This window comes from Vibrio sp. Vb1729, from assembly GCF_033338655.1.
GTDB classification, from domain to species: Bacteria; Pseudomonadota; Gammaproteobacteria; order Enterobacterales; family Vibrionaceae; genus Vibrio; species Vibrio alginolyticus.
Genome location: NZ_JAWOTB010000022.1, coordinates 390,789 through 416,317, shown reverse-complemented (window position 1 = coordinate 416,317; position 25,529 = coordinate 390,789). Strand labels below are relative to the sequence as shown.

Here is a 25,529-nt window from a genome sequence, read left to right as displayed (position 1 = left end):
CTTATTCGGGGTTAACACCCTTGCGTCACATGCCCTCGAACAATTGAATCGTTAGAGGCTTGATTCACGTAATAGAAATAGCATGCTTCTTCTGCCAGTGTGTAACCTTGCGGCCAAATGTACACAACGCGATCAACACCCGATTTATCTAAGAACTGATAATCAGGAATAGCGACAAAATGAGCACTGTTTGGGTGCTGCAGACCGATGATGCAAAAATCACTGCCTTTGCACGGCACGTCAATTTTCGAATAACCTCTGGCTGGTAGATCGATTTCTAACAAAGCTCGAATACTATCGGCACTCGCTTCTGGCATGCCTTTGCGTGTTTTGACATGTCGGTCAATGTAGTGAACGTGCTCTTGGCCGTAAGCGTTATCAATCACTGATTGAGCATGAAAGAATTTGAGAGCCGTACCCAAAGAAGACTGAGAACTGTGCAGCATCGCAGCGTATGCTTGGCGATGAATATCGAGTAGTACTGGTAAAGCAGCTAATGCGATGAAAGCCAAAGTGGTAAGCACTATGGTGATTTCCATCAGCGTAAATCCCTTTGATTTCACGTTTCTTATCTCAACTAGCCCAAGACACTAGCCCCACATCCATGTGAGACCGAGCCAATATATCGCCAATTTCTTACGATTAAAGGCTTAAGGGGTAAGAAGAGACAAACACCACTCAAACTTGAGAACAGCAGCCAAAGAGCAGTGTAACAAAACGACGCTATGTGTCAGATATTAGACGGTTTTACTCTCTAGTTACTGAGTAAAGGCACATTATTTCGCACCAGACCACGACGAACATTCGTGCACATTTTGCCAAAACGACGAATCTCATCGAACTGCGGAACAACGCCGCGCTCCATGGCTGACTCCCAATAAGTGACTTCTGAATCGACCATTTCCAACAATTTCTTCGGACAGCCAATGCACTGCCCTTCTGGTCCACATACAAACGTTTCTGGTTCATAAATTGGTAGTTCCGCTTTTACTTGCTCTATGATGCTACGCATGGCGGTCATTCGATCTGGCTTTACCTTCATCATTCTGCTCCACGGATTAAGATGAAGCAGATTGTACCCACTGGCACGCAAATGTCCCTACCCAATTTAGGTATATTCTGTTTGAATCGATTTCTTTATCGTCAGATCCGGCTTTTTAACCACCAAATACACCGCCGTAGCTGCCAGTACGAAACCAGAAATCCCCATCCAATCAAATGACTCTCCAAACGCGAGCCAAGCCTGAATCGCCGTCGTTGGCGGCACCAGGTAGAATACAGAAGCTACGCTCGATGCAGCACCGTTCTTAACCATGTACAGCAGCAGTAGAATAGCTACACAAGAGAGCACGACGACCAACCACAACACAGTCAAAATAAACTCCAGTTCCCACTGCACTTGCATGGTTTCAAACTGCATCGCAACGGGCAGAAACATGACGAGCGCGGCCAAATATTGCACCGTCGCACCACCCACCATATCCACTTGTTGGCAATGTTTTTTCTGATAAAGCGTCCCTAGCGTGATACCAACCAAAGCCAACAAACACAAACCAATGGCCAACACTTTATGCTGCTCGGATTGCCACTCCATTTTGCCCATCAACACCATAGCGATACCGACAAAACCAAGAGCCAAACCCAACCATTGCGAGGGTTTAAATTCCTCACGAACAAACGCCACCAGCAAAGCCGCGGTTAAAATCGGTTGAATACCCACCAGCAACGAACTCAACCCAGCAGGCATACCCAAGGCGATAGCGAAATAAGTACCGCCCAGATAGAAACCGTGGATCAACGCACCAACCACACAGCTGTGCCAAAAATCTTTTCCTGTCGGCAACCTTCTACGCAATACCGCCACAAGAACCAAAAACAATAAGACATTGAATGCCATACGGATAGAAAGTAGTGTCGCTGGCTCGGCATATTGCAAACCAAAACGCGCACCAACGAATCCAGAAGCCCAAAGGACGACAAATACAAAAGGGATGGCTCGGATTAACATGATCGCCTCACTCACGCTTGTTTTATGTTTTGAGATACTGCTAATGTAATTAGGTACAGTATTTTCAAAAAGTGACAGATGGAAGTGTTTTTATGGGTACAGATTTATTGGGAAGCGGTGAAGGGAATAAGTACCTCGTGGTGGAAAAACACCTCAAACAAGCCATCAGTGGTGGCGTTTATCAGGCGGATGATCGACTGCCCTCCATTCGCTCGTTGAGCCAAGAATTAAACGTCAGTAAAAATACCGTGATTCGTGCGTATCAAGAGTTGGAAGCACAAAACTTGGTGTACTCGGTTCCCAAATCGGGTTATCGAGTTAAAGTCGCCTTGCCGACCTCTCGCTCAATTCCGGATCCGACTCGCGTGGATTTGCTCTCGATCTGCAAAGAAATCCTCACGTACCCTGAATACCAAGAGCGTTTGCCTACCGGTTCTGCCCACCCAAACATTGACTCCCCCGCGATCAAAAGCTTGTACGCCGAGATCGGCCGCCACAGCCGCCAGCAAACGCATGTACCGAGCCATTACCAATTACCACCCGGTGATCACCTCTTAATCAAACAACTAGCGAAAATCACACAAGATTTGGGCACGCCAGCCAAGTTGGATGAGATCATGGTGACGCACGGCGCGCAACAAGCCATTAGCCTAGCGCTGCGCGCAACGACACAAAAAGGCGATATCGTCGCGGTGGAGTCCCCTTGCTATTTTGGCAACTTATTGATGCTAGAATCACTCGGCCTCAAAGTGGTGGAAATTCCGAGTTGCCCACGCGACGGTATGTGCCCCGAAGCCTTAGCAAAAGCAATGGCGACATGGGACATAAAAGCGATCATCGTAACGCCAAACTTCACCAACCCTACTGGTGCCATGATGCCGCTAGAAAAGCGCCAGCGATTGCTCTTGGCATCTGGCAATATTCCTATTATCGAAGACGATGTGTTTGGCGGGTTAAGCTATGACAAGCCGTTACCAAGCTTGAGATTGCTCGATGACAAGCAACGCGTAATTTACGTGAATTCGTTATCCAAAACGCTCGATTCGCGTTTGAGAATTGGTTGGATGTTGGCGGGGCGATATCGAGATCAGATTGAGCAATATCTACTGTGTGAGAACATGGGCAGTTTGAACCTGATGCAATCCGCCGTGGCAACGTTTCTAACGTCAGGCAAGTATCGAACGCATACTGCGCGAATGGGTCGGGTTTATCAAAACAACATGCGCCGATTTATCCAGATGCTTCATCAATACTTGGATGAATACGAACCTCTAAAAAATCGATACCAGATCAACGCCGTGCAAGGTTCGTTCTTGCTTTGGTTGCGACTGCCCGAAGACACGGACAGCTATGCGTTGTATCAAGCATGCAATAAGCACAGAATCAGCCTACTTCCCGGCACCGTATTTGGCACTCAAGGGCAATATCGGCATTGCGTACGCCTCAGCGTGGCAAACTTTGGTCATGAAACCGATTGGGGTCACGCGATGCAAACACTGGCAAAATTGATAGCAAAGCATGCCTGTTAACTCGCTCTTACTAAATGAACTTATGCCGACACACGCAAACAGGTAACAACAAAAAACTCCACGCAAAGGTGGAGTTTTTCATATCGTCATCGCTTTCAGTGCGACTTAATTTGCCACATTCTCGCGACGTTTTCGGCTAAATTGGCAACGTTGACGTCGGCCTCTTTCATGGCCTCAGGTAAGCTCATCGCCCTTGGTACACAAGCAAACACCGCATCAATGCCGCACTCATAAACCGCCTGATAGTTGTCGCCCACACAGCCTGCTAATGCAATGACTGGTAAATTACACTGCTTGGCGACCTGAGCAACGCCCATCGGCGTTTTGCCATGTGCGGTTTGATGATCGATTCGACCCTCGCCTGTAAATACGATATCCGCATCCGCAACATGCTGAGCAAGTTTGACCGTTTCAAGCACAATCTCAATTCCCGGTTGCAAACGTGCTGGCGTGTACCCGAGCAAGGCCGCGCCCATACCACCAGCAGCACCCGCCCCTTCACGAGTCAGTACATGCTTACCCGTCGCTTGTTCCGTCAACTCGCCAAACTTGCGCAATGCGTTATCGAGCAGAGTGACGTCTGATACGGTCGCTCCCTTTTGAGGGCCAAAGATAGCCGACGCGCCTTTGTCACCACAGAGTGGGTTATCAACATCGCACGCTACCAACATTTCGCAAGTTGCTAAACGAGGGTCAAGACCAGAAATATCGATGGACGCAAGCGCCGCTAACCCGCCTCCATTTGGGGTAATTGCATGACCAGATTCATCAAGAAACGCCACCCCCAACGCGGTCAACATGCCCACGCCACCATCATTGGTAGCGCTGCCGCCCAAACCAATGATTAAGCGTTGAATACCTCTATCTAGCGCGTGTTTGATCAGCTGTCCAGTACCAATGCTGCTGGTCAGTTTTGGGTCGCGAGCATCACTCGGCACAAGGTGCAGACCACTGGCCTCCGCCATTTCAATAACCGCGGTTTCGCCGTCGCCGAGGATGCCATAAAACGCTTCAACATCATTCCCTAATGGCGCGGTCACCGTTGTGAAGACTTGTTCGCCTTGAGTTGCATCTATCAAAGATTGAACCGTGCCTTCGCCACCGTCTGCGACCGGAACCGTAACAAACTCGGCATCATGCCATACGCGAGCAAGACCCGTTTTGATCGCCTCGCTCACTTGTTTGGCGGTTAAGCTTTCTTTAAATGAATCAGGTGCAATTACCACTTTCATACGTATTTCCAGAGACTTATAAGAGAACGAGGCTCAAAATGTACACCAATGCCATTGCCGTGACACCTTGAACGAGCGTAGCCATGGTTTGCGCGCGGTACGCTAAGCCCACCGACATGCGGCTAAACTGCGAAACTACCCAGAAGAAACTGTCGTTTGCATGAGAAACCGTCATCGCACCAGCACCGATCGCCATCACCGTTAATACGCGGCCCATTTCTGAATCGAGCCCCAATTGCGTAAGCATAGGCGCAACCAAAGCCGATGTGGTCACCAATGCAACCGTTGATGAACCTTGCGCCGACTTTAGCGCAGCCGCAACGATAAATGGCATGAAAATACCCACGCCCAGCGCCGATAGCGTCGTACCTAAGTATTCACCTAGCGGCGTTGCTTTTAATACCGCGCCAAAAGCACCACCCGCACCGGTAATCAAAAGAATAGGCGCAGCAGCCGTAATACCTTGGCTGATTCGCTCGCCAAATTCTTCAATCTTGTTATCTGACTTGAGTAGACGAACAGAAAGGAACAGGCCAATCACCAATGCCGTTAGTGGCTGTCCTAAGAAAGTCAGAACATCAAACACAAAACCTTCGCCCAGCGGTAGGCTTGGGAATTTCGCGATAGAGCCAAAACAGATCAATAAGATAGGAACAAAAATAGGAGCGAATGCTTGGCTCGCCGTTGGCAATTTGCCGTAAGACGCTTTGAGTGCTTGCCAGTCTTGCTGAATTTCTTCTGCGGCTTCAATGCCATCTGGTTCAACATGTTGGAATCGGTTCGCCCACAACATCCCCGCTAACGCCGCAACCGCTGCAACAAACACACCCACACCAATCACTAAACCAAGGTTAGATTCCAGGCCTAAGTTACCCGCAGCGGCAATCGGGCCAGGAGTTGGCGGCACAAACGTGTGCGTTGCGTATAGGCCAGTTGCCAACGCCACACTCATCGCAACGCTTGAGGTTTTTAAACGCTTAGCGAGTGATTCTTTGAGCGAGTTCAGAATGACAAAGCCTGAATCACAAAATACTGGAACAGAAACGATGTAACCGATGATGCTCATGGTCAATGTTGGGAAACGCTCACCCAACACTTTGATGACCGTATCGGCCATGGTGATCGCCGCACCACTTTTTTCCAAAATAACACCAATGATGGTACCTAAAACGATAACCAAACCAATGTAACCAAGGATACCGCCAAAGCCAGAAGCAATGGTTTTGGCAATGCTATCTGCCGGTAATCCGTAAGCAAATGCCGCAAGAAACGCTGCGATGATCAGCGCTAAAAAGGGATGTAATTTGAATTTGGTGGTCGTGAGCACAATAAATGCGATCACCCCAAGCAGGATTAATATAAGGTTCATGATAACTCCATTTATTCTTATTTTGCTGAGCGAGTCCGTGTTGGCTCACTCAACATGTAGGGACGCATGAATTATTAATCGTTTGCTTTCGAATTCCTTTAGGCGGAGTGACAAATGATGTGGTCAAAAAATAACGCGTATTGTGCAAATGCACAACATCACGACATTTTTGAGAGCCGAGTCGCAATATAAAGCTCCGCTAACCCCACAAAATTGGTTGTTGGTAGCCCTGTTATCTCGGTGATTTTCTCTAACCGATAGCGCAGAGTGTTCCGGTGAATAAACAGCATTTTAGAGCATTCTGTTACATTGCCATTGCATTCAAACAGTGCATCTAGGGTTTTCAATAATTGCCCAGATTTGTCTTTCTCTTTCAACCGTTTCACACCATCAATAATTTGTTCACCTTGCCAAATATCCGCCAACGGCGCTAACAAAACAGGCAAACGAAGTTCATCGAACAGGTACTTACGTTTCTCTGGGTAGAACTGCTTGCCAATGGCTAATACCTGCTTCGCACTTTGGTATGACAACGCGACATCTTTAGGCTCATTAAACAGCTGCCCTAGCGCAATGTGAAACGTATGCGAATCGTGATCGCTTAAACGCGACATCAACTTATCAATGCGCTCACTTTCAACTTGGCTATCCCACTGCTTGGCGGAATGACACGGTTTCAACACCACAATTTCATTCACCGAGACAATCGCAACTAGGTTGTTACGCTCTGGGTATTCAAGCAGTTCAACAATATTGCGCACACTCTTCATGCTTTTTGAGGCCGACGGCGTCGAGACTTCAATCACCGTTGCCACCCGTGGTTGAGTAACATCGATAGAAAGACGCATCGCCCAATCTTTCAGCTCTTCATCGGTCAATTTCCCATTGATCCAAGCCAGAATAAACTCTTCGCGATGACGTCTGTCCCACTGAAATTTTTCCACCAGCGCGGCTTGCTCGATTGTCAATTCAGCGGTCATTTTAACCAGTTTGGCAAAATCTCGGATTTTCTCCGGCTCGCCTGTGACACCAACAATACCGACCACGTCACCATGCAATTTCAACAGCATATTGATACCGGGTTTGACACCCTGCAACGTCAAACATTGCTGCTCATTAAGCTCTAGCGAATCGCCATGATTCAGAGCCAGTACCGCGCCATCATGCACTTGCCCAACACGTTTAGGGTCGCCACTGCCAATGATGATGCCTGCCGAGTTCATCACATTCACATTGTGACCAATGATGGACATGGTTCGATCAACAATTTGTTGTGCTAAAGCGTGGTCGAGAATCACCATTTCGAGTTTCCAAATTGACCGTTTAATCACTCAATAAATCACAAATGGCAAACTATCGCGATGCTGCGGTTCTAAATAACGGAAGCAGCTCAAAGCATCATCCAATTACCCATATTTAAAAAGTGGATTAAACCTTCATTTTTAGCAGAGGGTTATATACTTAGAACAAAGGTTACCAATGCATTCTTCACTGTGCATTGATGCCACTCGTCTACCTACAGAGGAGAGATCAACATGGAGTTACGGAATAAATCGGGGGAAGTTGCAAATATTGCTGATAACCTCACTTTGAAGGAAATCACAGAAATGGGCTACACCGTAGATTTATGCGATGAAGCATTTGCCCCTGGAGAGCATTGGAAAGCGGAAGGTAAAACGCAAGGTATGGGCGAGTATCCAGAGGAGTAAACGTCCTGACTAACCAGCGCACAAAGCGCTCCACAAACAGAAAAGCCGAGCGACTTAACGCTCGGTTTTCTACTTTTGAACTTCTTGAATAAACAAGCCCATCTCTTCAAGATAATTGCCGTTTGAGCATCCCCAATCGGTGACTTCAATCAGCTCGGTAACTAACTGTCCAGATTCATCATTTTGTACTCGCTGCACAAACGCTTCAAAGCGTTCCAGTTGCGCCTGACTCTTAACGCCATGCACGGCATATTCTACAAGCAAGCCGTTGTACGTCTGCCAGCGCTGATCGCCAGCAACATCATTGCCTAAAATCACAGAACACTTTTGTTGAATGCTTTCAACCGCATCATTTCTTGGCGGCGCGACTGTGGAACATCCAACTAAAATCGTACCTACCGCCAATAACGTAACTTTTGTCTTATTTATCATATCGTTTCCAACTGTATCGCCACGATATGGAAATCTTATTACACCTGATAAGGATCATCGATAGCGCACCGCAGATTAATTACTTAATAAACTGTAAACTCCATACCAGTCTTAACACTGCAAGCTCATAACTCCTATTAACTCACCCAAATGTAAACAAATAGTAAAATCACCTTTACGCGATGCAAAATCGACAAATGAGATTAGCGTTCCTTTCTCGCGACCAAGCGTGCAATAATCAACTGTCTACATAACGAAACCATTTGAAGGATCAAAATGACCGCAACGGATTACCTCAACGACCTCAATCAACGTTACCTTGCGATTCACCGCACCAAAGAAGATTTCTTTTGGGAAACTTACATGGGGATCAGCGATGACCATGATGGCTCGACGCAAGCACAAACGGCATGGACAAGCTTTTTAAGCAACGCCGAGCAAATTACTGCCATCAAACAACAGCTTGAAGCCGCGGACTCAATTACCGACCCACAAGAGAAACAACAAACCATTACGGGTCTATCTGGTTGGCTGGCGATGTTTGAATCTCACGCTATCGAGGGCGAAAAAGCACAAGCGTTGAAAAATCAGCTCATTGCCTTTGAAGCTGAGCTCTTCGAGAAAAAACAGAACCACGTACAAACATTTACCGATGAGAACGGCGAGCAAGTAGAAGGTTCACTTCCAGTATTAAGCTCAACCATTCGCACTAGCAATCATGAAGAAGTTCGCCAATCGGCTCATCAAGCGTTGCTGAACCTTGAACAATGGCTACTGCGAAACGGCTTTATTGAACTGATCAAACTGCGCAACCAGTTCGCTCGCTCACTGGGTTATGCGACTTTCTTTGATTACTCCGTGCAAAAAACGGAAAACATGAGCACTGAGCAGCTATTCGAGATTTTGGAAGATTTCGAACAACGCACGCGAGATGCACACCTAAACAGCTTAGAAAACTTGGCGAAAGAGAAAGGTGCAAGCGCACTAGCAGGCTACAACTTTGTTTACTCATTCGCGGGTGACGTTATGCGTGACCTTGACCCATACGTGCCGTTCTCAAAATCTCTGAGACGCTGGGTAGAATCATTTGGTCGCCTAAATATTGATTACTCTGGCGCGACGCTAACGCTGGATTTACTAGATCGCAAAGGTAAGTACCCGAATGGGTTCTGCCACGGCCCTATCCCTTCTTTCTATAATCAAGGCGAATGGGTCGCAGCGCAGGTGAACTTCACCAGTAATGCCAAACCAGACCAAGTGGGAAGCGGCTACGATGGCATTAACACGCTGTTCCACGAAGGCGGCCACGCAGCACACTTTGCGAACGTAAAAATGAACGCGCCTTGTTTCTCGCAGGAGTTTGCGCCGACGTCAATGGCTTATGCAGAAACTCAGTCGATGTTCTGTGATAGCCTGTTAACCGATGCCGATTGGCTAAAACAGTACGCACTGGATGATGAAGGGAATTCTGTTCCTGATGAGATTATTCAAGCAATGATCAACAGCCGTCAGCCATTCAAAGCTTATGAAGAACGTAGCATCTTGGTTGTGCCATATTTTGAGCGCGCGTTGTATCAACTGAGCGATGACGAGTTAACGCCAGAGCGCATCACTAAGCTGGCTCGCGATTGTGAAAAACAGATCCTTGGTTTGGAATGCAGCCCTCGCCCACTGATGGCGATTCCACATTTGCTATCCGACGAAGCGGCTTGTGCGTATCAAGGTTACCTACTCGCGCACATGGCGGTGTACCAGACCCGTGCATACTTCCTTGAGAAGTTTGGTTACCTAACGGATAACCCAGAAATTGGCCCACTGCTGGCAAAACACTACTGGCACGCAGGCAATCACTTGTCGCACAACGAAACCATTGTCAGCCTGACTGGCGAAGGCTTCAATGCCAAATACCTTGCAGACGTGTGTAACCTGTCACCAGAACAGGCATGGGAAGTGCAGCAGAAGAAAATCGACTCACTTGCGACGCGAGAGCGAGTACCAGTCGCTTCACTGAACGCCGCGATTAAAGTCGTCGACGGCAGTAAAGAGCTGGCAAGCAACACCATCTCTGACGAACAAATGTGTGACGATTTTGAACATTACATCGTAGAGACTTACGGTCGATAACACGCAGAAAGCCAGGAGCTCGCCTTCTGGCTTTTTATTCTTTAGCTAATGCAATAGGAAGGAAGATCCATGTACCAAGAAGTCATCAAATTTTGGTTCGAGGAGCTATCGCCCCAAAATTGGTTTGAAAACAACCCAGAACTGGACAAGCGTATTACATCGCGATTTGCCTCGGTATTAGAACAAGCGGCTCGTTGTGAACTGTTTAATTGGCGTGACAGCACACAAGGACGATTAGCCGAAATCATCGTCCTCGACCAGTTTTCACGTAATGTGTATCGCAACACCCCAAAAGCGTTTGCACAAGACCCACTCGCATTAGCATTGGCTCAAGAGGCAATTCGGTTAGGTCATGACAAAGAATTAGCGCCTGAGCAGCTAAGTTTTTTGTACATGCCGTTTATGCACAGCGAATCTCGCCTCATTCATGTCGAAGCTGAAAAATTGTTCCGCGCATCAGGGCTTGAAAATAACTACGATTTTGAGCTAAAACACAAAGCCATCATCGACCAGTTTGGGCGCTATCCTCATCGCAATGCGATACTGGGAAGAGAGAGCACTCCCGAAGAGTTAGCGTTTTTGCAACAACCTGGGTCAAGTTTCTAAATAACAATGAATAATGAGTTAACCATGAGAGACCACGCAGTATGCTGGCCATGCTTGCTAAAACTAGACGGCGACGATGAGCTGATCTACACGCATTCCCAGTCCGACTTAGACTCTGAATGCGAAGCCCTCATTTTTGGGCAAGATGATTACGTTATTGACTCAAATGGCAAAACGTTCGAATTGAAAAACAATGGTTCGAACACCACTCTTTTACACCCAAAAGAACGAACGCTGTCCGTAGAAGAGGTTACGTCATTAATCCAATCGCATGAATTCAGCCTCGCGCAACGGTGCATTATCAAGATTCATTTCACCTCGGTGAGGCAAGCTGTTGAGGCCTTAGCTCACTAACTCAATCCCAACATGCATAGCATTAAATAAAATTATCATTTTTATAATTTATGATAATTTCACGTAATCAACATCGCACCATATACTCTCCCACATCGAAACCAGACAACGTTCAAACACACATGTTGGGAGCAAACAAATGAAAATGAATCATGTCGGTATTATGGTCGGAGATATGGACAAAGCGGTTGAGTTTTACACGCAAGCGCTAGGTCTAAAAGTCGTTATGGGCAACACGAAAGTGATTGAAGAACGCGAAACGGCAATTGGCAGAATGTGTATTGCGGTCTTTGGGGAAGGCTTTAAAGGCTTCAACATTGCGCACCTTGTGACAAGTGATGGCATCGGCCTTGAGTTATTCGAAATGAAAGAGCGTCAAGAGCGCCATGAAGTGGATTTTTCTCGCATCGGTATCTTCCATTTCTGTTTGCAGACAGACGATTTTGAAGGTGCTATCAAACGCACCGAAGCACTAGGTGGCAAAGTTCGCATGGACATCATGCGTTACCACCCAGAAGACGATAATAAGCCTGCGAAAATGGTTTACCTAGAAGACCCATTCGGCAACCTATTCGAGCTTTACTCACACACTTACGAAGAAACTTACGCTTCTGATTACGAGTAATAGCCCCATCCATATTCCAAAAGGCTAGCAATACGCTAGCCTTTTTTGTTTGCTTTGAGTTGCAGTGTTTCTGCACTCGCTCTAGCAAAAAAACATCTGGAATTTGATCATTTCTCTCACCACTTTTAAGGTCACTTTATACTTACCTCAACACAATGCAAAAAGGAGTGAAGCATGCCCACCAAAAATCCAATCGCCATCAAAGCGCTTGATCATGTTGTTTTAAGGACCTGTAACCTCGATGCTATGTTGCATTTCTATCGAGACATTTTGGGCTGCCCTGTCGAACGCGAAGTAACGGAACTTGGTTTAACTCAACTTAGGGCAGGTAACGCATTGATTGATGTGGTGACGGTGGACAGCGAGTTAGGGCAACTTGGCGGTAAGCCACCAGTTCAAAATGGTCGTAATATTGACCATTTTTGCCTGCAATTGGCGCCTTTTTCCGAGGATGAATTACTGGAATATCTGCGTGCGCGCGGCATTGAAACCGAAGAGTTTGCGAAGCGGTATGGCGCACAAGGGTTCGGTAGATCACTCTATATACATGATCCGGAAGGAAATGTCGTCGAGTTAAAACCTCAAGTGATTGATGAGTAAGCGAGTAAAAAACCTTGTTATATTCTGAAAATAACAAGGTTAACTTCTAAAATAATTATTGAAGTAAGAACATATTATTAAGTCAAAATTCTAGCTGGCTCACCTATTTCTTTTTCTCGCCACCATTGTTTATTTATATGTTCTTGATGAACGTAAAAACTCTCCCCCGGCATTGGCGTCAGCAGCGTTATATGTTCTTTTTGACAATGGGTAAGCAAATCTAAAATCGGTTCGTCCCAACGGTGAGTAAATAGCTCGTATGTAGCCCAATGCACGGGCAACAGTTTTTTCGCATTTAAATCGTGAAACGCTTGCACGGTATGGTGAGCCTGCATGTGCCCCCAGTTTTCGACCGGATAACCTTGGCCTTTCACATCGGCAGCCACTTCCAAACAAGCAATGTCGATTGACCCACATCGCTTTGCGATCTCGGAAAAGTGCGAATCGTAAGCTGAATCGCCACTAAAATAGAGCGTCTCTTCTTTACCTTTGATGACCCAAGAAGCCCACAAGGTCGAGTTTTTATCGAAATAAGTACGACCAGAATTATGGTTAGCGGGCGTACAAATCAGTTCGATTCCGGCATAGTGCACGCTATCCCACCAATCGAATTCCACGATGTTGTCTGCGCAAACGCCCCACTTTATCAGATGCTTGCCAACCCCTAAGGGCACATAAAACGTCACGGATTTATCAGCGTAGAAACGTATGGTCGATGCTTCTAAGTGGTCGTAATGATCGTGCGAAATCACGATCATTTCAGGAATCGGCAAACAATCTCTGGCATGGGTATTGGGAATATTGCGTTCAAACCACGCTTTTGCGATGAACGGAGAAGCGTAATCAAATACCGGATCAGTCAGAATTCGAATGCCATCGACCTCCACCAGCATGGTGGAATGGCCCAGCCAAGTAACGCGCATCGATTCACTTCTCTGCGCAAACTGCGTAGGTTGAATTGGGAAATGTGGCAGATGTTCGTTAGGACTCAATGGCGTTCTACCACCAAGATAGCTCCAACACACCTGCCAGAATGATTGCGGGCTAGGGATATTTGGCATCTCGTTTTTAACGCGGCCGTTTTCAAATTGAGGCGAGTGGTGAACACGGTGCGCCAACTGCGCATGGTAGGTTTGAGGGGAAATCAGTGAACTTGGCTTTTGTGTCTTTTGTTCACTCGTTAGGTATGTGCGCTTAAGTATCGTTTCAGACATATCGTAGTTTTGTCTCGCTTGCGAACGCTCAACAGTAGGTTTATTAAAACGTGCGTGTATGTCTATTTCGTGACCAAAATGAGGTGTAAGATGAAGATTCAGTTTCAATCAAACGTTTTCTATATTAAGGAAGCGGTTCTCAAACCTTCTGAATACTGCGTCGGTTTGAAAGGAGAAAGCTATGGTGACTTGCAGCCAATACGATTTTATTGAAATCGCCTGTATGTTTAAGCTCCCTATCGAGATCACACTAAAAAATGGTGAAACTCATCAGGGCAACGCGTTCGACACAGGCTACGACATGCAGCGACAAGAGTGCTTGTTTTTAGATATGGATGGTGAGCACACCGCCTTCCCGACTGAACAATTAGTCGCAATGCGCGCGCTCAAAACCAATCCGCATTTTGACGAAGTGACATTTGAGTAAACGTCCTTCTTTCACTGGCACTGTCCAATAAAAAACGCCTCTCAAGCTGACACAACTTGAGAGGCGTTCTCTTACACTATTCACCGGAACTTCATGTTATTCACGCGACCGAATGAAAACCAGCATCGGCATCATGATCACGAACATCACTCCCACAAGCTGGAAGGTGTGCACAAACGCGACCATTTGCGATTGCTGCTGCAACATCTGTTGGTATTGGTCTAACGCAACCGGGTCGGTAATAGAAAGCCCCTGATTGGCCGCCCAGTCATGCAAGTTAGGATTATAAGGATTAATACCCTCTCCCAGCGCATGCCATTGCTGCTGACTATCACGATATTGGAACGTGGTTGCGATAGAGATACCAAACGAACTACCAATGGTACGGAACAGATTGTAAATACTCGCCGCCGCAACAGATTGCTCTTTCGGAATCGTTAAATACGCCAAGGTGGATAGCGTCGAGAAAGTTAAACCAAGCCCCATCCCCTGAATCATACTCGGCATCACAATCCAAAATGTATCGATCTGCAGTGAGTACTGCGTCATCAAATAGCTACCAATCCCGATGCAGCTCAAGCCAAAGACTATTTTGATTCTGGGATCGAATTGCGGATTGAGCTTAATCACCAAAATCAACATCGCCGCTGACGCCAACCCACGAGGTGCCATTAATAAGCCAGTGGTTGAGACCGGATAATCCAGCAAGCTTTCCAACAGCATTGGTTGTTGAGTCGTCAGACCAAACATCGCCATCGACACCACGGCAATCATCAATGACGAGACCATAAGGTTTCGGTCTTTCAGTAGCCACAATGGCGCTATTGGACTTTTGGTTTTCCAACTGCGATATATCCACATCACCAATCCCATGACTGCGAGCAATATCGCCGTCTGAATCATACGTGAGTCGAGCCAGTCGTCTTCATTCCCTTTATCCAACACAAACTGCAACGCGCCCACACCTAACGCCATGTAACCGATGATCCACCAGTCAAAGTTAGGTTTGGATTTGCTGTCGATATGGATATAGCGATAAATCAAAGAGGTACAGATCAAACCGAATGGCAAGTTGATGTAAAAAATCCAGCGCCAGTTAATGTTGTCGGTGATCACACCACCCACAACTGGGCCCAAAATAGGACCAAGCAAAATGCCGATGGAGAAAATCGCCATCGCTTTGCCTTTTTGCTCATACGGATAAATCTGCACTAACGTCGACTGCGTCAATGGAATCACCGACGCGCCGAAAGCGCCTTGGATAATGCGAAATAGCACCATCTCTTCAAGAGACTGTGCTTGCCCACAAAGCGCACTGGCAATCACAAAACCGATCACAGCAACCAACATGACTTTGCGTTCACCAAAACGCGACACCCAGAAACTGGTCATCGGAATGAAGATCGCTTCCGCCATGCTGTAACCCGTCAACACCCACGTAATTTGGTCTGCCGTTGCGCCCAACGCGCCCATCATGTGCGATAGCGACACGTTCGCAACGGTCATATCGATTAACACCATGATGGCAGAAAGCATCACGGCGACGGTGGCAATCCCCCGTTTGTCTGCCGTAATTTGATGGCTCATTGCACGCTACTTTGCAAATCAATGGTGACTTCTGAGCTCGCACCCACGCGAAGTTGCGGCGCATCGGCCGGTACTTCTAATGCCAAACGTACAGGGAAACGCTGTTTGATTTTAACCCAGTTACCCGTTGCGTTTTCTGGTGGCATCAAGGAGAACGATGTACCACTCGCAGGCGATAGTTGTTCTACCGTTGCTTTCCACACCACGTCTGGGTACATATCAATCACCACATCCGCATGCATGCCAGGTTTAATATGAGTAAGATCGGTTTCTTTAAAGTTCGCGCGTACCCAATAGCTGTCTTTTAAAATCACAGGGAACAACGTTTGACCCACGCTAACGACCGAGCCTACGTGCGTATTGATCTCACCGGCAATGCCATCCACTGGTGACGTAATGTCGGTGTAGCTCAAGTTCAGCTCTGCTTGCGCTAACTGTGCTCCCGCTTGTTGAACAACCGCAGCCTCTGCGCCTTCTTCACCACGGTTCGCAATGGCTTTTTCTACCGTCGCGCGCGCTTGCTCCAGGCTCGCTTGGGCATTGGCTAGTTTGTTTTTTGCCGTATCTAAATCTTGGTTCGACGCCAGTTTGCGTTTCACCAAGGAATCCGTACGTTTGTACTCCACTTGCGCTTCTATCAGGTTAGAGCGCGCCGCATCTAAGCCCGCAACAGCTTCAGTTACCTGCTTATCGGCAACGTCATGTTGCTGGACCGCCAATTGGTATGCCGCTTTTGCTTGCTTCACTGCCAACAAATATGGGCGTGAATCTATCTTCAGCAGTAGGTCACCTTTGTTAACAGATTGGAAGTCTTTGACATCCGCGGAAACCACTTGGCCTTTTACCTGAGGCGCTACCGACAAAATTTTTGCCCTAACGTAGGCATCTTCCGTGCTTGGATGACTGTCAGAATACTGCCAAGACCAATACATCGCACTAAATGCAATAACACAGAGAGTGAAGAAAAGAGTTTTTACCAGCTTAGATCTGGCGGAAGAATGCTTCGCGATGTCGTCGCTCATTTATATTGTCCACTTGTTCAATTATGTGATCAGTGTAGGACTTTTCGATCTTCGGACAATAAAATGATCTGCAAGGTAAAGATCCAATTTTGCATGTTGCTAAGTTGAGTAAATGATGTGCAATCAAAACGAGGATAAAAAAGAGGGGCAGTCCCCGTAACCGCCCCCAAAGTCATGCCAATAATAGTAATGTGCGTGTAACTACTGGTTTTTCTTAGAACTTGTAACCGCCGCTGATCATGAATACCCAAGGGTTAATTTTGACGTCGGTTTTTTGCTTCTCTCCACCTGCTTTGTAAGTTGCTTCTGTTTCAATGTTTGCGTACCACGCAGCAGCGTTGAGGAACCATTGATCGTTGATCATGTAGTCCACACCAATATTCGCTGCTAGACCGAATGAATCATCCAACTTAAGATCTGAAAGACCAGCGCCTTTACCCGTGCTATTGAAGCCCTCATCAAAGAACATGGTGTAGTTGAGACCTGCACCCACGTATGGACGGAACTTACTTTGTGGCTCGCCAAAGTAGTACTGCACCATAAGCGTTGGTGGAAGGTGTTTGGTGTCCGCGATATCACCAAGACCTAACAAGTCTGTTGAAATATCGTGGCTGAATGGTGTTGCTGCTAGAAGCTCTAAACTGATGTTGTCTGTAAACATGTAGCCAAACGTCAAACCAAGCTGCGTATTTGAGTCAACTTCTAACTCTTCTTGAGAACCAAGAATCTTATCACTGCTGTCATTTGGAACGACAGACGCCGCACCAACACGAAGAACGAAGTCACCTTGTTTATGAGCGAAAACACTTGGTGACACGAGTGCAGCAACCACTGCTAGACTGCAGATTGTTTTTTTCATTTTTATTTCCTTTCGTAGGGCTTCGTTATGTCGTACCCAAAGGGGTGCCTGCTAACTGATCTGAGATTTCAAGTAAACTCAGCGCCTTGAAGCACACGGGTATCTATATCTTTTTGAGCTGTGCGCAATCTAGCACATAGAAACCCTACTATTTTGATGGAAATCAATTTGTGAAAAATATAGGTTTTTTGTATGGAGAAACGCCATATTGATCAACAAATTATGCAAATAGGATACAATTCTGTAATGCAAACTGTGCGTGTGAGTTGCCATGCATACCCATAAATGCGAATCCTCTCGTTAAGGCTCGTAGCCAGCAAAAACTTTTTTCGTCCTCTACGTCTTCTATTTTCAAAAAACAACCCACTTAAAAAGCTCGTTTGACCCCTTAAAATCGCGATTTGAGGGGTTTGTAAAACACTGAAATACAAGAAGTTATTTTTCTGGAAAATCAGTCACTTGGAGTGCTAGTCTGCTCGCAACTAAGGAGAAGACATGTTAAAAACCGATCTCATTTTTGAACGAGAAAACTTTTCTCATCACGATTTTCAGAATGCTACCTTTAAAAACTGCCACTTTTATATGTGCTGTTTCGACCATGCCGATCTGCGCGATGCTAAGTTCATCGACTGTCGCTTTATCGAATCCAAAGCGCTAGAAGGGTGTAGTTTTCGCTTCGCGAACTTAAAAGACGCTAGCTTTACGAACTGCATGTTGGCGATGAGCCTGTTTAACGGCGCAAATTGTATGGGCTTGGAGCTACGTAAGTGCGATCTCAAAGGGGCAAACTTCCAAGGTGCGAACTTTGCTAATCGCGTCAGTAACACCATGTTTTTCTGTTCTGCTTTTATTACTGGCTGCAACCTCACCTACTGTAACTTCGAGCGAGTGTTACTAGAAAAATGTGACCTCTTTGAAAACCGTTGGAACGGTGCGAACCTCGCAGGGGCAACTCTCAAAGGCTCGGATTTATCTCGCTGCGAATTCTCGCCAGAACAATGGGGAACCTTTAACGTTGAGCAGTGTGATCTGACTCATGTCGAACTAGACGGGCTGGATGTTCGCCGCGTTTCTCTGTTTGGTGTTAAAATTTGTGATTGGCAACAAGAGCAATTGCTTGCGCCTTTTGGACTGATCATTCTCTAAGGAAAGGCCATGAACCTGTTTAAAGACTTACCGAATAACCTCGACGAGGAAGTGTTCGAAGACCTGCTGACCCACAAAAACCTGCGTATAGAACGCATTCTCTCAACGGGGCAAACCTCTCCCGAAAGTGGCTGGTACGATCAAGAAGAACATGAATGGGTCTTGGTTCTTAAAGGAGCAGGTGAGCTGACTTTTGAATCAGGTGTCGTGCAACGACTTGAGGCAGGCGATCACGTTACGATTCCAGCTCATACCAAACACAAAGTGAGCTGGACTGACCCAACGCAAGAAACCATCTGGTTGGCGGTGTTTTATCAATAAACACAAAACGATCTTAAACCAAAAAATAGGCGCTGAGTTTGCTCGATACTACTAAGCCGTCACTGGCACTGTTTGATTTTGATGGCACCATCACCCGAGAGGATATGTTTAGCCTTTTCCTCCACTATTCTGCTTATGGCCTGCGCAAACGAGTGGGAAAGGTCGCTATCATGCCATTTTATGCGCTGTACAAACTCGGAGTGTTACCCGCTCGTGTTATGCGTCCTCTCAGCAGTTTTATTGCATTTTCAGGGAAAGAAACGCAGAAAATTGAAGCGATTGGCGCTCAGTTTGCCCACGAAGTGATCCCGCTGTACTTACGGCCAGAAGCGATGGAAAGGTTGGCGTGGCATCAGCACAGAGGCGATACCATTGTGGTGGTGTCGGCATCACTCAATGCGTATCTCAAGCCTTGGTGTGAAGCGAACGGTTACCACTTGCTGTGCAGTGAACTGATCTCAGAACAGCCAAAACTGAGTGGCTTTTACCAGCAAGGTGATTGCAGTTTAGAAAAAAAAGTCTCGCGCGTTAGGGCCACGTTTTCGCTCGACGAATTTGCGTCTGTTTATGCCTACGGTGATACGCACGAAGACATTCCGATGCTCAAACTGGCAGACTACGCGATGCTCAACTGGAACGAGTGGAGAGCAAGCGAATAACGATATGTGCTCTGATTTTCAAGACAACCACTCGACCAAAGTGGTCGTTTTAGACTGAAAAAACAAACCCTTCTCACATGAGAAGGGTTTTATTGTTCAGGGCCCGAATAAATGGCTTAACGCCATACACCCCACTGACCCGTTGTGCCTGGTTCCTCACCAGACGTCCACCACTGGGCAGTCCATTCTTTACCGTTGTGCGTCACCACATCACCTTGGTTGTAAACGGCCGTCTTGTCCCACAAGTTGGTTGGTTCAACTGGTGGCGTGACATCCGCTTTGATCAGTGACAACGCATAACTGAAGTCTGCGCTTGGCGCTAATACTTGGTTCGCATTCACGTTCTTATTATCGAACATGTAGTGGTTCATCTCTTGATGCCAAATGCCCACATACCAATCGCCCGTTTGCTGCGCGTTAAATTGATCCGCAATTTCTGCCGCCCAAGTCGCCGTATTGTTTGCACTGATTGGTAGTGAAATATCGACAATTTCATTGCCTGTCGCATTAAACGTACGAAAACGGATGGTGTCACCCGCTTCTATTGGTCCGAAACCTTGCTGAACAAAGTAGCCCAGAGATGTCAGATTATTGCCCGGTTCGGTTGGATCAACAGGGTCAGTCGGTGGCGTCGTGCCCGTTCCGTTTAACGTAATGTCACTACAGTTGTAGAAACCTTCACCGGCAACATCAATACGCTGCCAACGAGTATAAAGCACCGCATCGCCCGAACGATCAGCAGGGAAAGTCACCTGAATACGGTAGCGTTTTTCCGCATCAACATACACATCACCTGCGGTGTCGATCAGCTCTAAATCACTCCAAGTAAGAGGTTTTGAATCATCATAAGTTGGCTTGGTGAGATAGAATTCCCAGTACGATGGGTTGTGCGGCGCTTTGCCGTAAAACACCAATTCAATCTGGTTATTTGCATCTGGCGTAACATTGGTGCGCTGCCAGTTTGGAGAAGGAATGTTCAAGCCTTTCTTAGCTGCATCGCCAGCAGAACATAGCTCACCGTCGCGAACCACGGCTTTCACATGCTCCATATCTCGGTAATTTGGTACGTTTGCTGCAATTTCGCTGCGTTGCACAAACGGGTACGCACCAGATTCTTCAAAAGCCGCTTTACACGCTTGGTTAGGGATCTCGTTGGTCCAAAAGCCACCGTCTAAATAACACGTATTTTGACGAGCACTTGGAAACTCTACCCAGCCGTGGGCGTTGACGTTAAATGAGCTCAATGCGGCAACAGCGCTTAAGCTCAAAAGAGGAAGTGTTACATGTGATTTCATCGTGCATCCTTAATTTTGCTGACTCGCCGCTCTGAAACACAAGCGGTTTAAGCAAAACTAGCAGGATGGGATTATTTAGAAGGTGAGAATAAATATGGAAATTGTCAGAGTGCCATCTGCTTTCCAGCATTTGTTGTGAACCATTCTCATACTCGACTGACTCTTTCGAGTCACTTCAAATTCATGTGCCACAAAAACTGTCACTCTCGTTTGGCTATCGCTCGTCTTTTGGTGTGTCCATCACCACCATCGTTGTGATCGACTTGACGTGTTCGCACTCACCCAACACATCAGCATGGAACGCTTTATAAGCGGCGAGATCTTGCGTCTCTACGCGTATGAGATATTCGTTAGATCCCGTAATGTTGTGACATTCCACCACCTCGTTTACAAAACGCACATGCTCTTCGAAACCCAGCTGTGCCTGCTTAGAGTGCGAGGCCAAACCAATCGACACATAAGCGACAAAACCCACGCCAAGTTGCTGATTATCCAGTACTGCTCGGTAGCCTTTGATCACGCCTTTACGCTCTAAATCTTGCACTCGGCGTAAGGTGGCAGATGGAGATAAACCAACACGTTCCGACAGCTCTACATTGGAGATTCTTCCGTCGCGTTTAAGCACTTGCAATATTCTTTCGTCAAATCTATCCATGATGATGTTTCATTGCTTATTTAGTTTCTAATCATCAAATAAAAGCACAATATTGACCTCAGTTCTACTTATAGTTGTTCTTTACTTATCGAGAACTGATTCAAGGAACAATCTATGGAATATCATCAACTGGGCGCTTTGGCGTTGTTCGCTTTTGTCTCCACTTTTACGCCGGGTCCCAATAACATTATGTTGATGACCTCAGGGGCAAATGTCGGCTTTAAACGCACTATCCCACATATGTTGGGCATTACCTTCGGCTTTGGTGCCATGCTAATTTTGGTGGGTATTGGCTTGATGAGCCTGTTCCACGCATATCCAATTACACACTCCATTTTGAAAGTGTTGAGCTTGAGTTATTTGCTGTACTTGACGTACAAAATCGCCACCAGCGACAAAACCGAAGCAAAATACGATTTTCGCCCAATGTCTTTTTTAGGGGCAGTGGCATTCCAATGGGTGAACCCAAAAGGTTGGTCGATGGCGTTGACGGCCATTACGGTATACAGCAGTGGCGGTTCTTGGCTCGAACTGACTTTTATCGCCGGTATCTTCTGTTTAGCCAACTTGCCATCGGTGACATTTTGGACGGCGGCAGGTATGCAATTGCAGCGTTGGTTGACCACCGATAAACGCGTTAAGGGGTTCAACTACAGCATGGCTGCGCTGTTGCTTTTGTCTACGATTCCAATGATATAAGTCCATTTATGGTTAAAAATGACTCACTTTACGTGGTTAGAGAAAGGATAGAGGTAATATTTTTCTTGAGGCTTTGGCGTTAATTCACAGTGTAAATTTGTTTAAAGACGCTACCCTCTTGTTAGGGAACTTGATAATCTTTAAATGAGAAAGAGAATAATTATCGAGTAAAGTAACAATGAAAAAGAAGCCTCAACCTAAAACGCTTGTTGTCACAGACACAGAAACCATCACTCCAAACATGCAGCGCATTACCTTGCAAGGTGAGGCGCTGAGCCACTTTCCTCGTGACTGCGAAGGCAGTTACATCAAATTACTGTTTAACGATATGGGTGGCTCGGATCTGAGCATCCTGTCAGAAGACGACCGACCAATCATGCGCACTTACACAATTCGACGCTTTCATCCAGAAACCAGTTCAATCGAAGTGGATTTCGTCCGACACGTAACGCAAGATCTGCAATGCGGATTTGCAGCGCGTTGGGCAATGGCCGCGCAAAAAGGCGACACGATCAGCATTGTTGGGCCAGGTAGCATCTCCAACTTAAATACTGAGGCGGATTGGTTCTTCATGGCTGCCGATATGACGGCACTTCCAGCACTTTCTGCGAAAATTCGTACGCTGCCAGAAGAGGCCAAAGGCTATGCAGTGATCAGCGTGATGTCTCCAGCCGACATTCAACCCCTAAACACGCCAGCCGGTATGGAGTTGATTTGGCTAACTGAACAGCAAAACTTGGCTGATAGCGTTCGCGAACTCGAGTGGTTAGATGGTAACGCTTCGGTATGGTGTGCGTGTGAGTTCGATTCAATGCGTACGCTGCGCCAATATTTCCGCAACGAAAAAGAAGTCGATCGCGAGAATATCTACATCAGCAGCTATTGGAAGCAAGGCGTGTCTGAAGATGGGCACAAAGTGATTAAACGTGAAGACGCGGAATCCAACCAATAGTGATTCATGTCTTTTCGATTCCAGCTCTCATCCTAATAAAAACGCCCGGCATCACCGGGCGTTTTAGCAACTTCAGTTGTATTAAAGTTCATGAAAACTCTAATCCGCTAGTTCCTGCGCTAAAAAGTCGATCAACAACCTCACTTTGGGCGATAAATTTCGGCTTTGTGGATACAGTGCCCAAATGCCTTCACGGTCGTCTCGGTAATCGGTCAGCACCTCGACTAGCTCACCGTTATCTAGGGCTTCTTGAACGTAATAGTCCGGCAACTGCACTAAACCCAAACCACGTTTGGCGGCGCCCATTAGCGCAAAACCACTATTGCATTTAATCCTCCCCGACACGCGCAAAGACTTATCGCGTTTATTTTCCTTAAAATGCCAATAATCGACCGAACCAACCAAGCACTGATGTCGAGCCAGTTCGGATAATGTGTGAGGCTCGCCAAATCGCTCCAAATACATAGGGCTAGCACACACGTAATTTTGACGCGACGAAAGACGCTTTGCGATCATGCTGGAATCTTGCAGGCGGCCAAGACGAATCGCCACGTCTACCCCTTGCTCTATCAAATCCAGTTTTTGATTGGTCAGAACTAAATCGAGATCCACACGCGGGTACTTCTCCAAAAACTGATGCAAGAGCGGTGCGAGGTTCATTTCCCCATAGGTCACAGGCGCTGTCACACGCAGCAAACCTCGCGGTTCGGTTTGCATTTGCGTTACAGCAAGCTCAGCCAGTTCTAGCCCTTCGACCAAGTGTTTGCACTGCTGATAATAAAGCTGTCCAGCTTCAGACAGAGAAACTTTTCGCGTCGTGCGATGCAGTAACTTAACCGCAAGACGCTCTTCAAGTGCCGATACGCGGCGACTGATTTGTGCCACTGACGTTTTCAGTTTAGCCGCGGCAGCTGTAAAGCTGTTAGTTTCCGCTACGGCAACAAACTCGCTGACTCCTTCCCAATTCGCCATGCTGTATTCCTGTCGACCTCTTCTAGACAAATAGTGATTACATTGTTCTCGTCGAGCTACGCTTTGAAAACGGGAAAACTTTACGCGTCAGGTAACGGACGAAGATCGTCGTATTGCGCATCAAGCTCAATACCAAAATATTCTTTCAACGCATCCAGGTAGGCTTGACCTGGCTCTAGCTCTATTTCTGTTAGCGCTTCATGATTTGTGCATCTGAGTGTGTAGTTAAGCAGCGTCACCAACCCACTTTCTGTCGCTCTAGCAGCGACCCTTGCGCTAGTAAAACGCGAATTAGGCGAAGTCGAGGTAAAGAAGTTGCTACATGCAATGTCACCAGCAAACACAAACTCTAGGTCAAAGCTGTATAGATTGTTCCACGTGTCCGTTCCATCGGTTGAAAGCACTTGGAGGAAATAACCAAACTGAGCATCTTTGACAAAACGGAAGGTTTGTAAATCCGTCTGAATCACTTGGTCAAGGATAAATGGCAATGGCGCTCGAGGGGTATTGGAGCCAAAACCCACATCGACAATCCATGTTTGTTCCTCTAACGTCACTAACGTGATTTGATGACTACGACCTGTTGGTGTACCAGACACATGTACACGCCCTAGCAAACTTCGCGCTTCAAACCCAAGAGTGTTGAGCACATCAAGCATTAAACCATTTAATTCAAAGCAGTAACCACCGCGAGAGTGGTACACGGTTTTTTGAATAATATCTTCAATCTCAACAGAGACGCCTCGCTGCAACGAAATATCAAAGTTCTCAAACGGCAGGCAACGGTGCTGCGCTACGTGAATCTTGTGCAATGACTCCAAATCGGCGGGTAACTCACTGGGCAAACCGAGCTTGGTTAAATAGGCGTTCAGATCCGTCTTATTCATAATCACTCTTACTTATCTGATGGGTTGATTGTTTTCTACTCTAGTCCCTCTACCTAACCTCAGGTCAATCGCCTTTTCCGTTTTCCCTTCTGTTTTGAGGAGGCATCACACTCTTGTTGTCCACTAACTTTAACATTATTACGTATATGTAAAAATTATTTTCAAAATGGACGGATTATCATTTTTACTGAAACACCTAAAATGAGCACCAACAAAACGACGCAGCGCGGTAAGCAAACCTTAACT

Annotated in this window: 28 protein-coding genes; 13 read left to right on the top strand and 15 right to left on the bottom strand. The window is 46.6% G+C overall.

Features of this window, described 5'->3' with window-relative positions; all coding sequences use genetic code 11:
• Window positions 1–11 precede the first annotated feature (11 nt).
• The 3 genes from R7E29_RS13140 to R7E29_RS13130 form a co-directional block, all read right to left on the bottom strand.
• Window positions 12–563, bottom strand: a complete 552-nt coding sequence (locus R7E29_RS13140) for a type II secretion system protein (protein ID WP_258484217.1) — start codon at window positions 561–563, stop codon at window positions 12–14.
• A 191-nt stretch (window positions 564–754) separates the two neighbouring features.
• Window positions 755–1,042 (bottom strand): hypothetical protein, encoded by a 288-nt coding sequence (locus R7E29_RS13135; protein ID WP_054576487.1) that lies wholly within the window; start codon window positions 1,040–1,042, stop codon window positions 755–757.
• 66 nt (window positions 1,043–1,108) lie between these two features.
• Entirely contained in the window at window positions 1,109–2,008 is a 900-nt protein-coding gene (locus R7E29_RS13130) for a DMT family transporter (RefSeq protein WP_054576488.1), read from the bottom strand.
• A 92-nt stretch (window positions 2,009–2,100) separates the two neighbouring features.
• On the opposite strand from R7E29_RS13130, the gene R7E29_RS13125 reads away from it, so the two are divergent.
• Entirely contained in the window at window positions 2,101–3,537 is a 1,437-nt protein-coding gene (locus R7E29_RS13125) for a PLP-dependent aminotransferase family protein (protein WP_054576489.1), read from the top strand.
• A 95-nt stretch (window positions 3,538–3,632) separates the two neighbouring features.
• Here the strand turns inward: R7E29_RS13125 and R7E29_RS13120 are convergent, their stop codons facing one another.
• The 3 genes from R7E29_RS13120 to R7E29_RS13110 form a co-directional block, all read right to left on the bottom strand.
• A complete protein-coding gene (locus R7E29_RS13120; protein WP_054576490.1) occupies window positions 3,633–4,769 on the bottom strand; it encodes a glycerate kinase in 1,137 nt (378 codons plus the stop codon).
• Between the two features lie 16 nt (window positions 4,770–4,785).
• Window positions 4,786–6,138 (bottom strand): GntP family permease, encoded by a 1,353-nt coding sequence (locus R7E29_RS13115; protein ID WP_017634362.1) that lies wholly within the window; start codon window positions 6,136–6,138, stop codon window positions 4,786–4,788.
• Window positions 6,139–6,296: 158 nt separating this feature from the next.
• Window positions 6,297–7,439, bottom strand: coding sequence for a sugar diacid recognition domain-containing protein (locus R7E29_RS13110; RefSeq protein WP_005374330.1), 1,143 nt, complete (start codon window positions 7,437–7,439; stop codon window positions 6,297–6,299).
• Window positions 7,440–7,673: 234 nt separating this feature from the next.
• Here R7E29_RS13110 and R7E29_RS13105 point away from each other — a divergent pair, with 234 nt between their 5' ends.
• A complete protein-coding gene (locus R7E29_RS13105) occupies window positions 7,674–7,847 on the top strand; it encodes a hypothetical protein (protein ID WP_005374332.1) in 174 nt (57 codons plus the stop codon).
• A 69-nt stretch (window positions 7,848–7,916) separates the two neighbouring features.
• Here the strand turns inward: R7E29_RS13105 and R7E29_RS13100 are convergent, their stop codons facing one another.
• Window positions 7,917–8,279: a hypothetical protein gene (locus R7E29_RS13100; RefSeq protein ID WP_042522348.1), complete on the bottom strand. Its 363-nt coding sequence runs from the start codon at window positions 8,277–8,279 to the stop codon at window positions 7,917–7,919.
• 276 nt (window positions 8,280–8,555) lie between these two features.
• On the opposite strand from R7E29_RS13100, the gene R7E29_RS13095 reads away from it, so the two are divergent.
• From R7E29_RS13095 to R7E29_RS13075, 5 genes are all read left to right on the top strand, one after another.
• Window positions 8,556–10,403, top strand: coding sequence for a M3 family metallopeptidase (locus tag R7E29_RS13095; RefSeq protein WP_213906614.1), 1,848 nt, complete (start codon window positions 8,556–8,558; stop codon window positions 10,401–10,403).
• Between the two features lie 69 nt (window positions 10,404–10,472).
• Window positions 10,473–11,009 carry a DUF924 family protein gene (locus tag R7E29_RS13090; protein WP_053304001.1) on the top strand — a complete coding sequence of 179 codons (537 nt, stop codon included), beginning with the start codon at window positions 10,473–10,475 and terminating at the stop codon, window positions 11,007–11,009.
• 24 nt (window positions 11,010–11,033) lie between these two features.
• The gene (locus R7E29_RS13085) at window positions 11,034–11,363 is read left to right on the top strand and encodes a DUF4144 domain-containing protein (protein WP_213906615.1); all 330 of its coding nucleotides are present in this window, start codon (window positions 11,034–11,036) and stop codon (window positions 11,361–11,363) included.
• A gap of 139 nt (window positions 11,364–11,502) precedes the next feature.
• Window positions 11,503–11,988, top strand: coding sequence for a VOC family protein (locus R7E29_RS13080; protein WP_005374344.1), 486 nt, complete (start codon window positions 11,503–11,505; stop codon window positions 11,986–11,988).
• Between the two features lie 174 nt (window positions 11,989–12,162).
• Window positions 12,163–12,588 carry a VOC family protein gene (locus R7E29_RS13075; protein WP_017634369.1) on the top strand — a complete coding sequence of 142 codons (426 nt, stop codon included), beginning with the start codon at window positions 12,163–12,165 and terminating at the stop codon, window positions 12,586–12,588.
• A 77-nt stretch (window positions 12,589–12,665) separates the two neighbouring features.
• Here R7E29_RS13075 and R7E29_RS13070 read toward each other — a convergent pair whose 3' ends face one another.
• Window positions 12,666–13,802 (bottom strand): MBL fold metallo-hydrolase, encoded by a 1,137-nt coding sequence (locus R7E29_RS13070; RefSeq protein ID WP_213906639.1) that lies wholly within the window; start codon window positions 13,800–13,802, stop codon window positions 12,666–12,668.
• Window positions 13,803–13,983: 181 nt separating this feature from the next.
• On the opposite strand from R7E29_RS13070, the gene R7E29_RS13065 reads away from it, so the two are divergent.
• The gene (locus R7E29_RS13065; protein ID WP_005374351.1) at window positions 13,984–14,229 is read left to right on the top strand and encodes a Rho-binding antiterminator; all 246 of its coding nucleotides are present in this window, start codon (window positions 13,984–13,986) and stop codon (window positions 14,227–14,229) included.
• Between the two features lie 96 nt (window positions 14,230–14,325).
• Here R7E29_RS13065 and R7E29_RS13060 read toward each other — a convergent pair whose 3' ends face one another.
• From R7E29_RS13060 to ompW, 3 genes are all read right to left on the bottom strand, one after another.
• Window positions 14,326–15,816 carry an MDR family MFS transporter gene (locus R7E29_RS13060; protein ID WP_318082688.1) on the bottom strand — a complete coding sequence of 497 codons (1,491 nt, stop codon included), beginning with the start codon at window positions 15,814–15,816 and terminating at the stop codon, window positions 14,326–14,328.
• Complete coding sequence (locus tag R7E29_RS13055; protein ID WP_005374355.1) at window positions 15,813–16,838, bottom strand: HlyD family secretion protein; 1,026 nt, start codon at window positions 16,836–16,838, stop codon at window positions 15,813–15,815. The genes R7E29_RS13060 and R7E29_RS13055 overlap by 4 nt, the downstream gene beginning before the upstream one ends.
• A gap of 214 nt (window positions 16,839–17,052) precedes the next feature.
• Window positions 17,053–17,697, bottom strand: a complete 645-nt coding sequence (ompW, locus tag R7E29_RS13050) for an outer membrane protein OmpW (RefSeq protein WP_005374357.1) — start codon at window positions 17,695–17,697, stop codon at window positions 17,053–17,055.
• 495 nt (window positions 17,698–18,192) lie between these two features.
• On the opposite strand from ompW, the gene R7E29_RS13045 reads away from it, so the two are divergent.
• Genes R7E29_RS13045 through R7E29_RS13035 form a run of 3 tightly spaced genes read left to right on the top strand, consistent with a single transcriptional unit; the run spans window position 18,193 to window position 19,823 of the window.
• The gene (locus tag R7E29_RS13045) at window positions 18,193–18,843 is read left to right on the top strand and encodes a Qnr family pentapeptide repeat protein (protein WP_005374358.1); all 651 of its coding nucleotides are present in this window, start codon (window positions 18,193–18,195) and stop codon (window positions 18,841–18,843) included.
• Window positions 18,844–18,852: 9 nt separating this feature from the next.
• Window positions 18,853–19,164, top strand: a complete 312-nt coding sequence (locus tag R7E29_RS13040) for a cupin domain-containing protein (protein ID WP_005374359.1) — start codon at window positions 18,853–18,855, stop codon at window positions 19,162–19,164.
• Window positions 19,165–19,202: 38 nt separating this feature from the next.
• Window positions 19,203–19,823 carry an HAD-IB family hydrolase gene (locus R7E29_RS13035; RefSeq protein WP_031778857.1) on the top strand — a complete coding sequence of 207 codons (621 nt, stop codon included), beginning with the start codon at window positions 19,203–19,205 and terminating at the stop codon, window positions 19,821–19,823.
• 116 nt (window positions 19,824–19,939) lie between these two features.
• Here R7E29_RS13035 and R7E29_RS13030 read toward each other — a convergent pair whose 3' ends face one another.
• Window positions 19,940–21,118, bottom strand: coding sequence for a lytic polysaccharide monooxygenase (locus R7E29_RS13030; protein ID WP_005374361.1), 1,179 nt, complete (start codon window positions 21,116–21,118; stop codon window positions 19,940–19,942).
• A 214-nt stretch (window positions 21,119–21,332) separates the two neighbouring features.
• Window positions 21,333–21,773 (bottom strand): Lrp/AsnC family transcriptional regulator, encoded by a 441-nt coding sequence (locus R7E29_RS13025; RefSeq protein ID WP_005374369.1) that lies wholly within the window; start codon window positions 21,771–21,773, stop codon window positions 21,333–21,335.
• A 114-nt stretch (window positions 21,774–21,887) separates the two neighbouring features.
• Here R7E29_RS13025 and R7E29_RS13020 point away from each other — a divergent pair, with 114 nt between their 5' ends.
• Together R7E29_RS13020 and R7E29_RS13015 are read left to right on the top strand one after the other, a co-directional pair.
• Window positions 21,888–22,472 (top strand): LysE family translocator, encoded by a 585-nt coding sequence (locus R7E29_RS13020; protein WP_005374377.1) that lies wholly within the window; start codon window positions 21,888–21,890, stop codon window positions 22,470–22,472.
• Between the two features lie 178 nt (window positions 22,473–22,650).
• Entirely contained in the window at window positions 22,651–23,424 is a 774-nt protein-coding gene (locus tag R7E29_RS13015) for a siderophore-interacting protein (RefSeq protein WP_005374378.1), read from the top strand.
• A 99-nt stretch (window positions 23,425–23,523) separates the two neighbouring features.
• Here the strand turns inward: R7E29_RS13015 and R7E29_RS13010 are convergent, their stop codons facing one another.
• Window positions 23,524–24,396, bottom strand: a complete 873-nt coding sequence (locus tag R7E29_RS13010) for a LysR family transcriptional regulator (protein ID WP_017633836.1) — start codon at window positions 24,394–24,396, stop codon at window positions 23,524–23,526.
• An 80-nt stretch (window positions 24,397–24,476) separates the two neighbouring features.
• On the bottom strand, window positions 24,477–25,283 hold the full coding sequence (locus tag R7E29_RS13005; protein ID WP_213906616.1) for an arylamine N-acetyltransferase family protein: 807 nt from the start codon (window positions 25,281–25,283) through the stop codon (window positions 24,477–24,479).
• Window positions 25,284–25,529 lie beyond the last annotated feature (246 nt).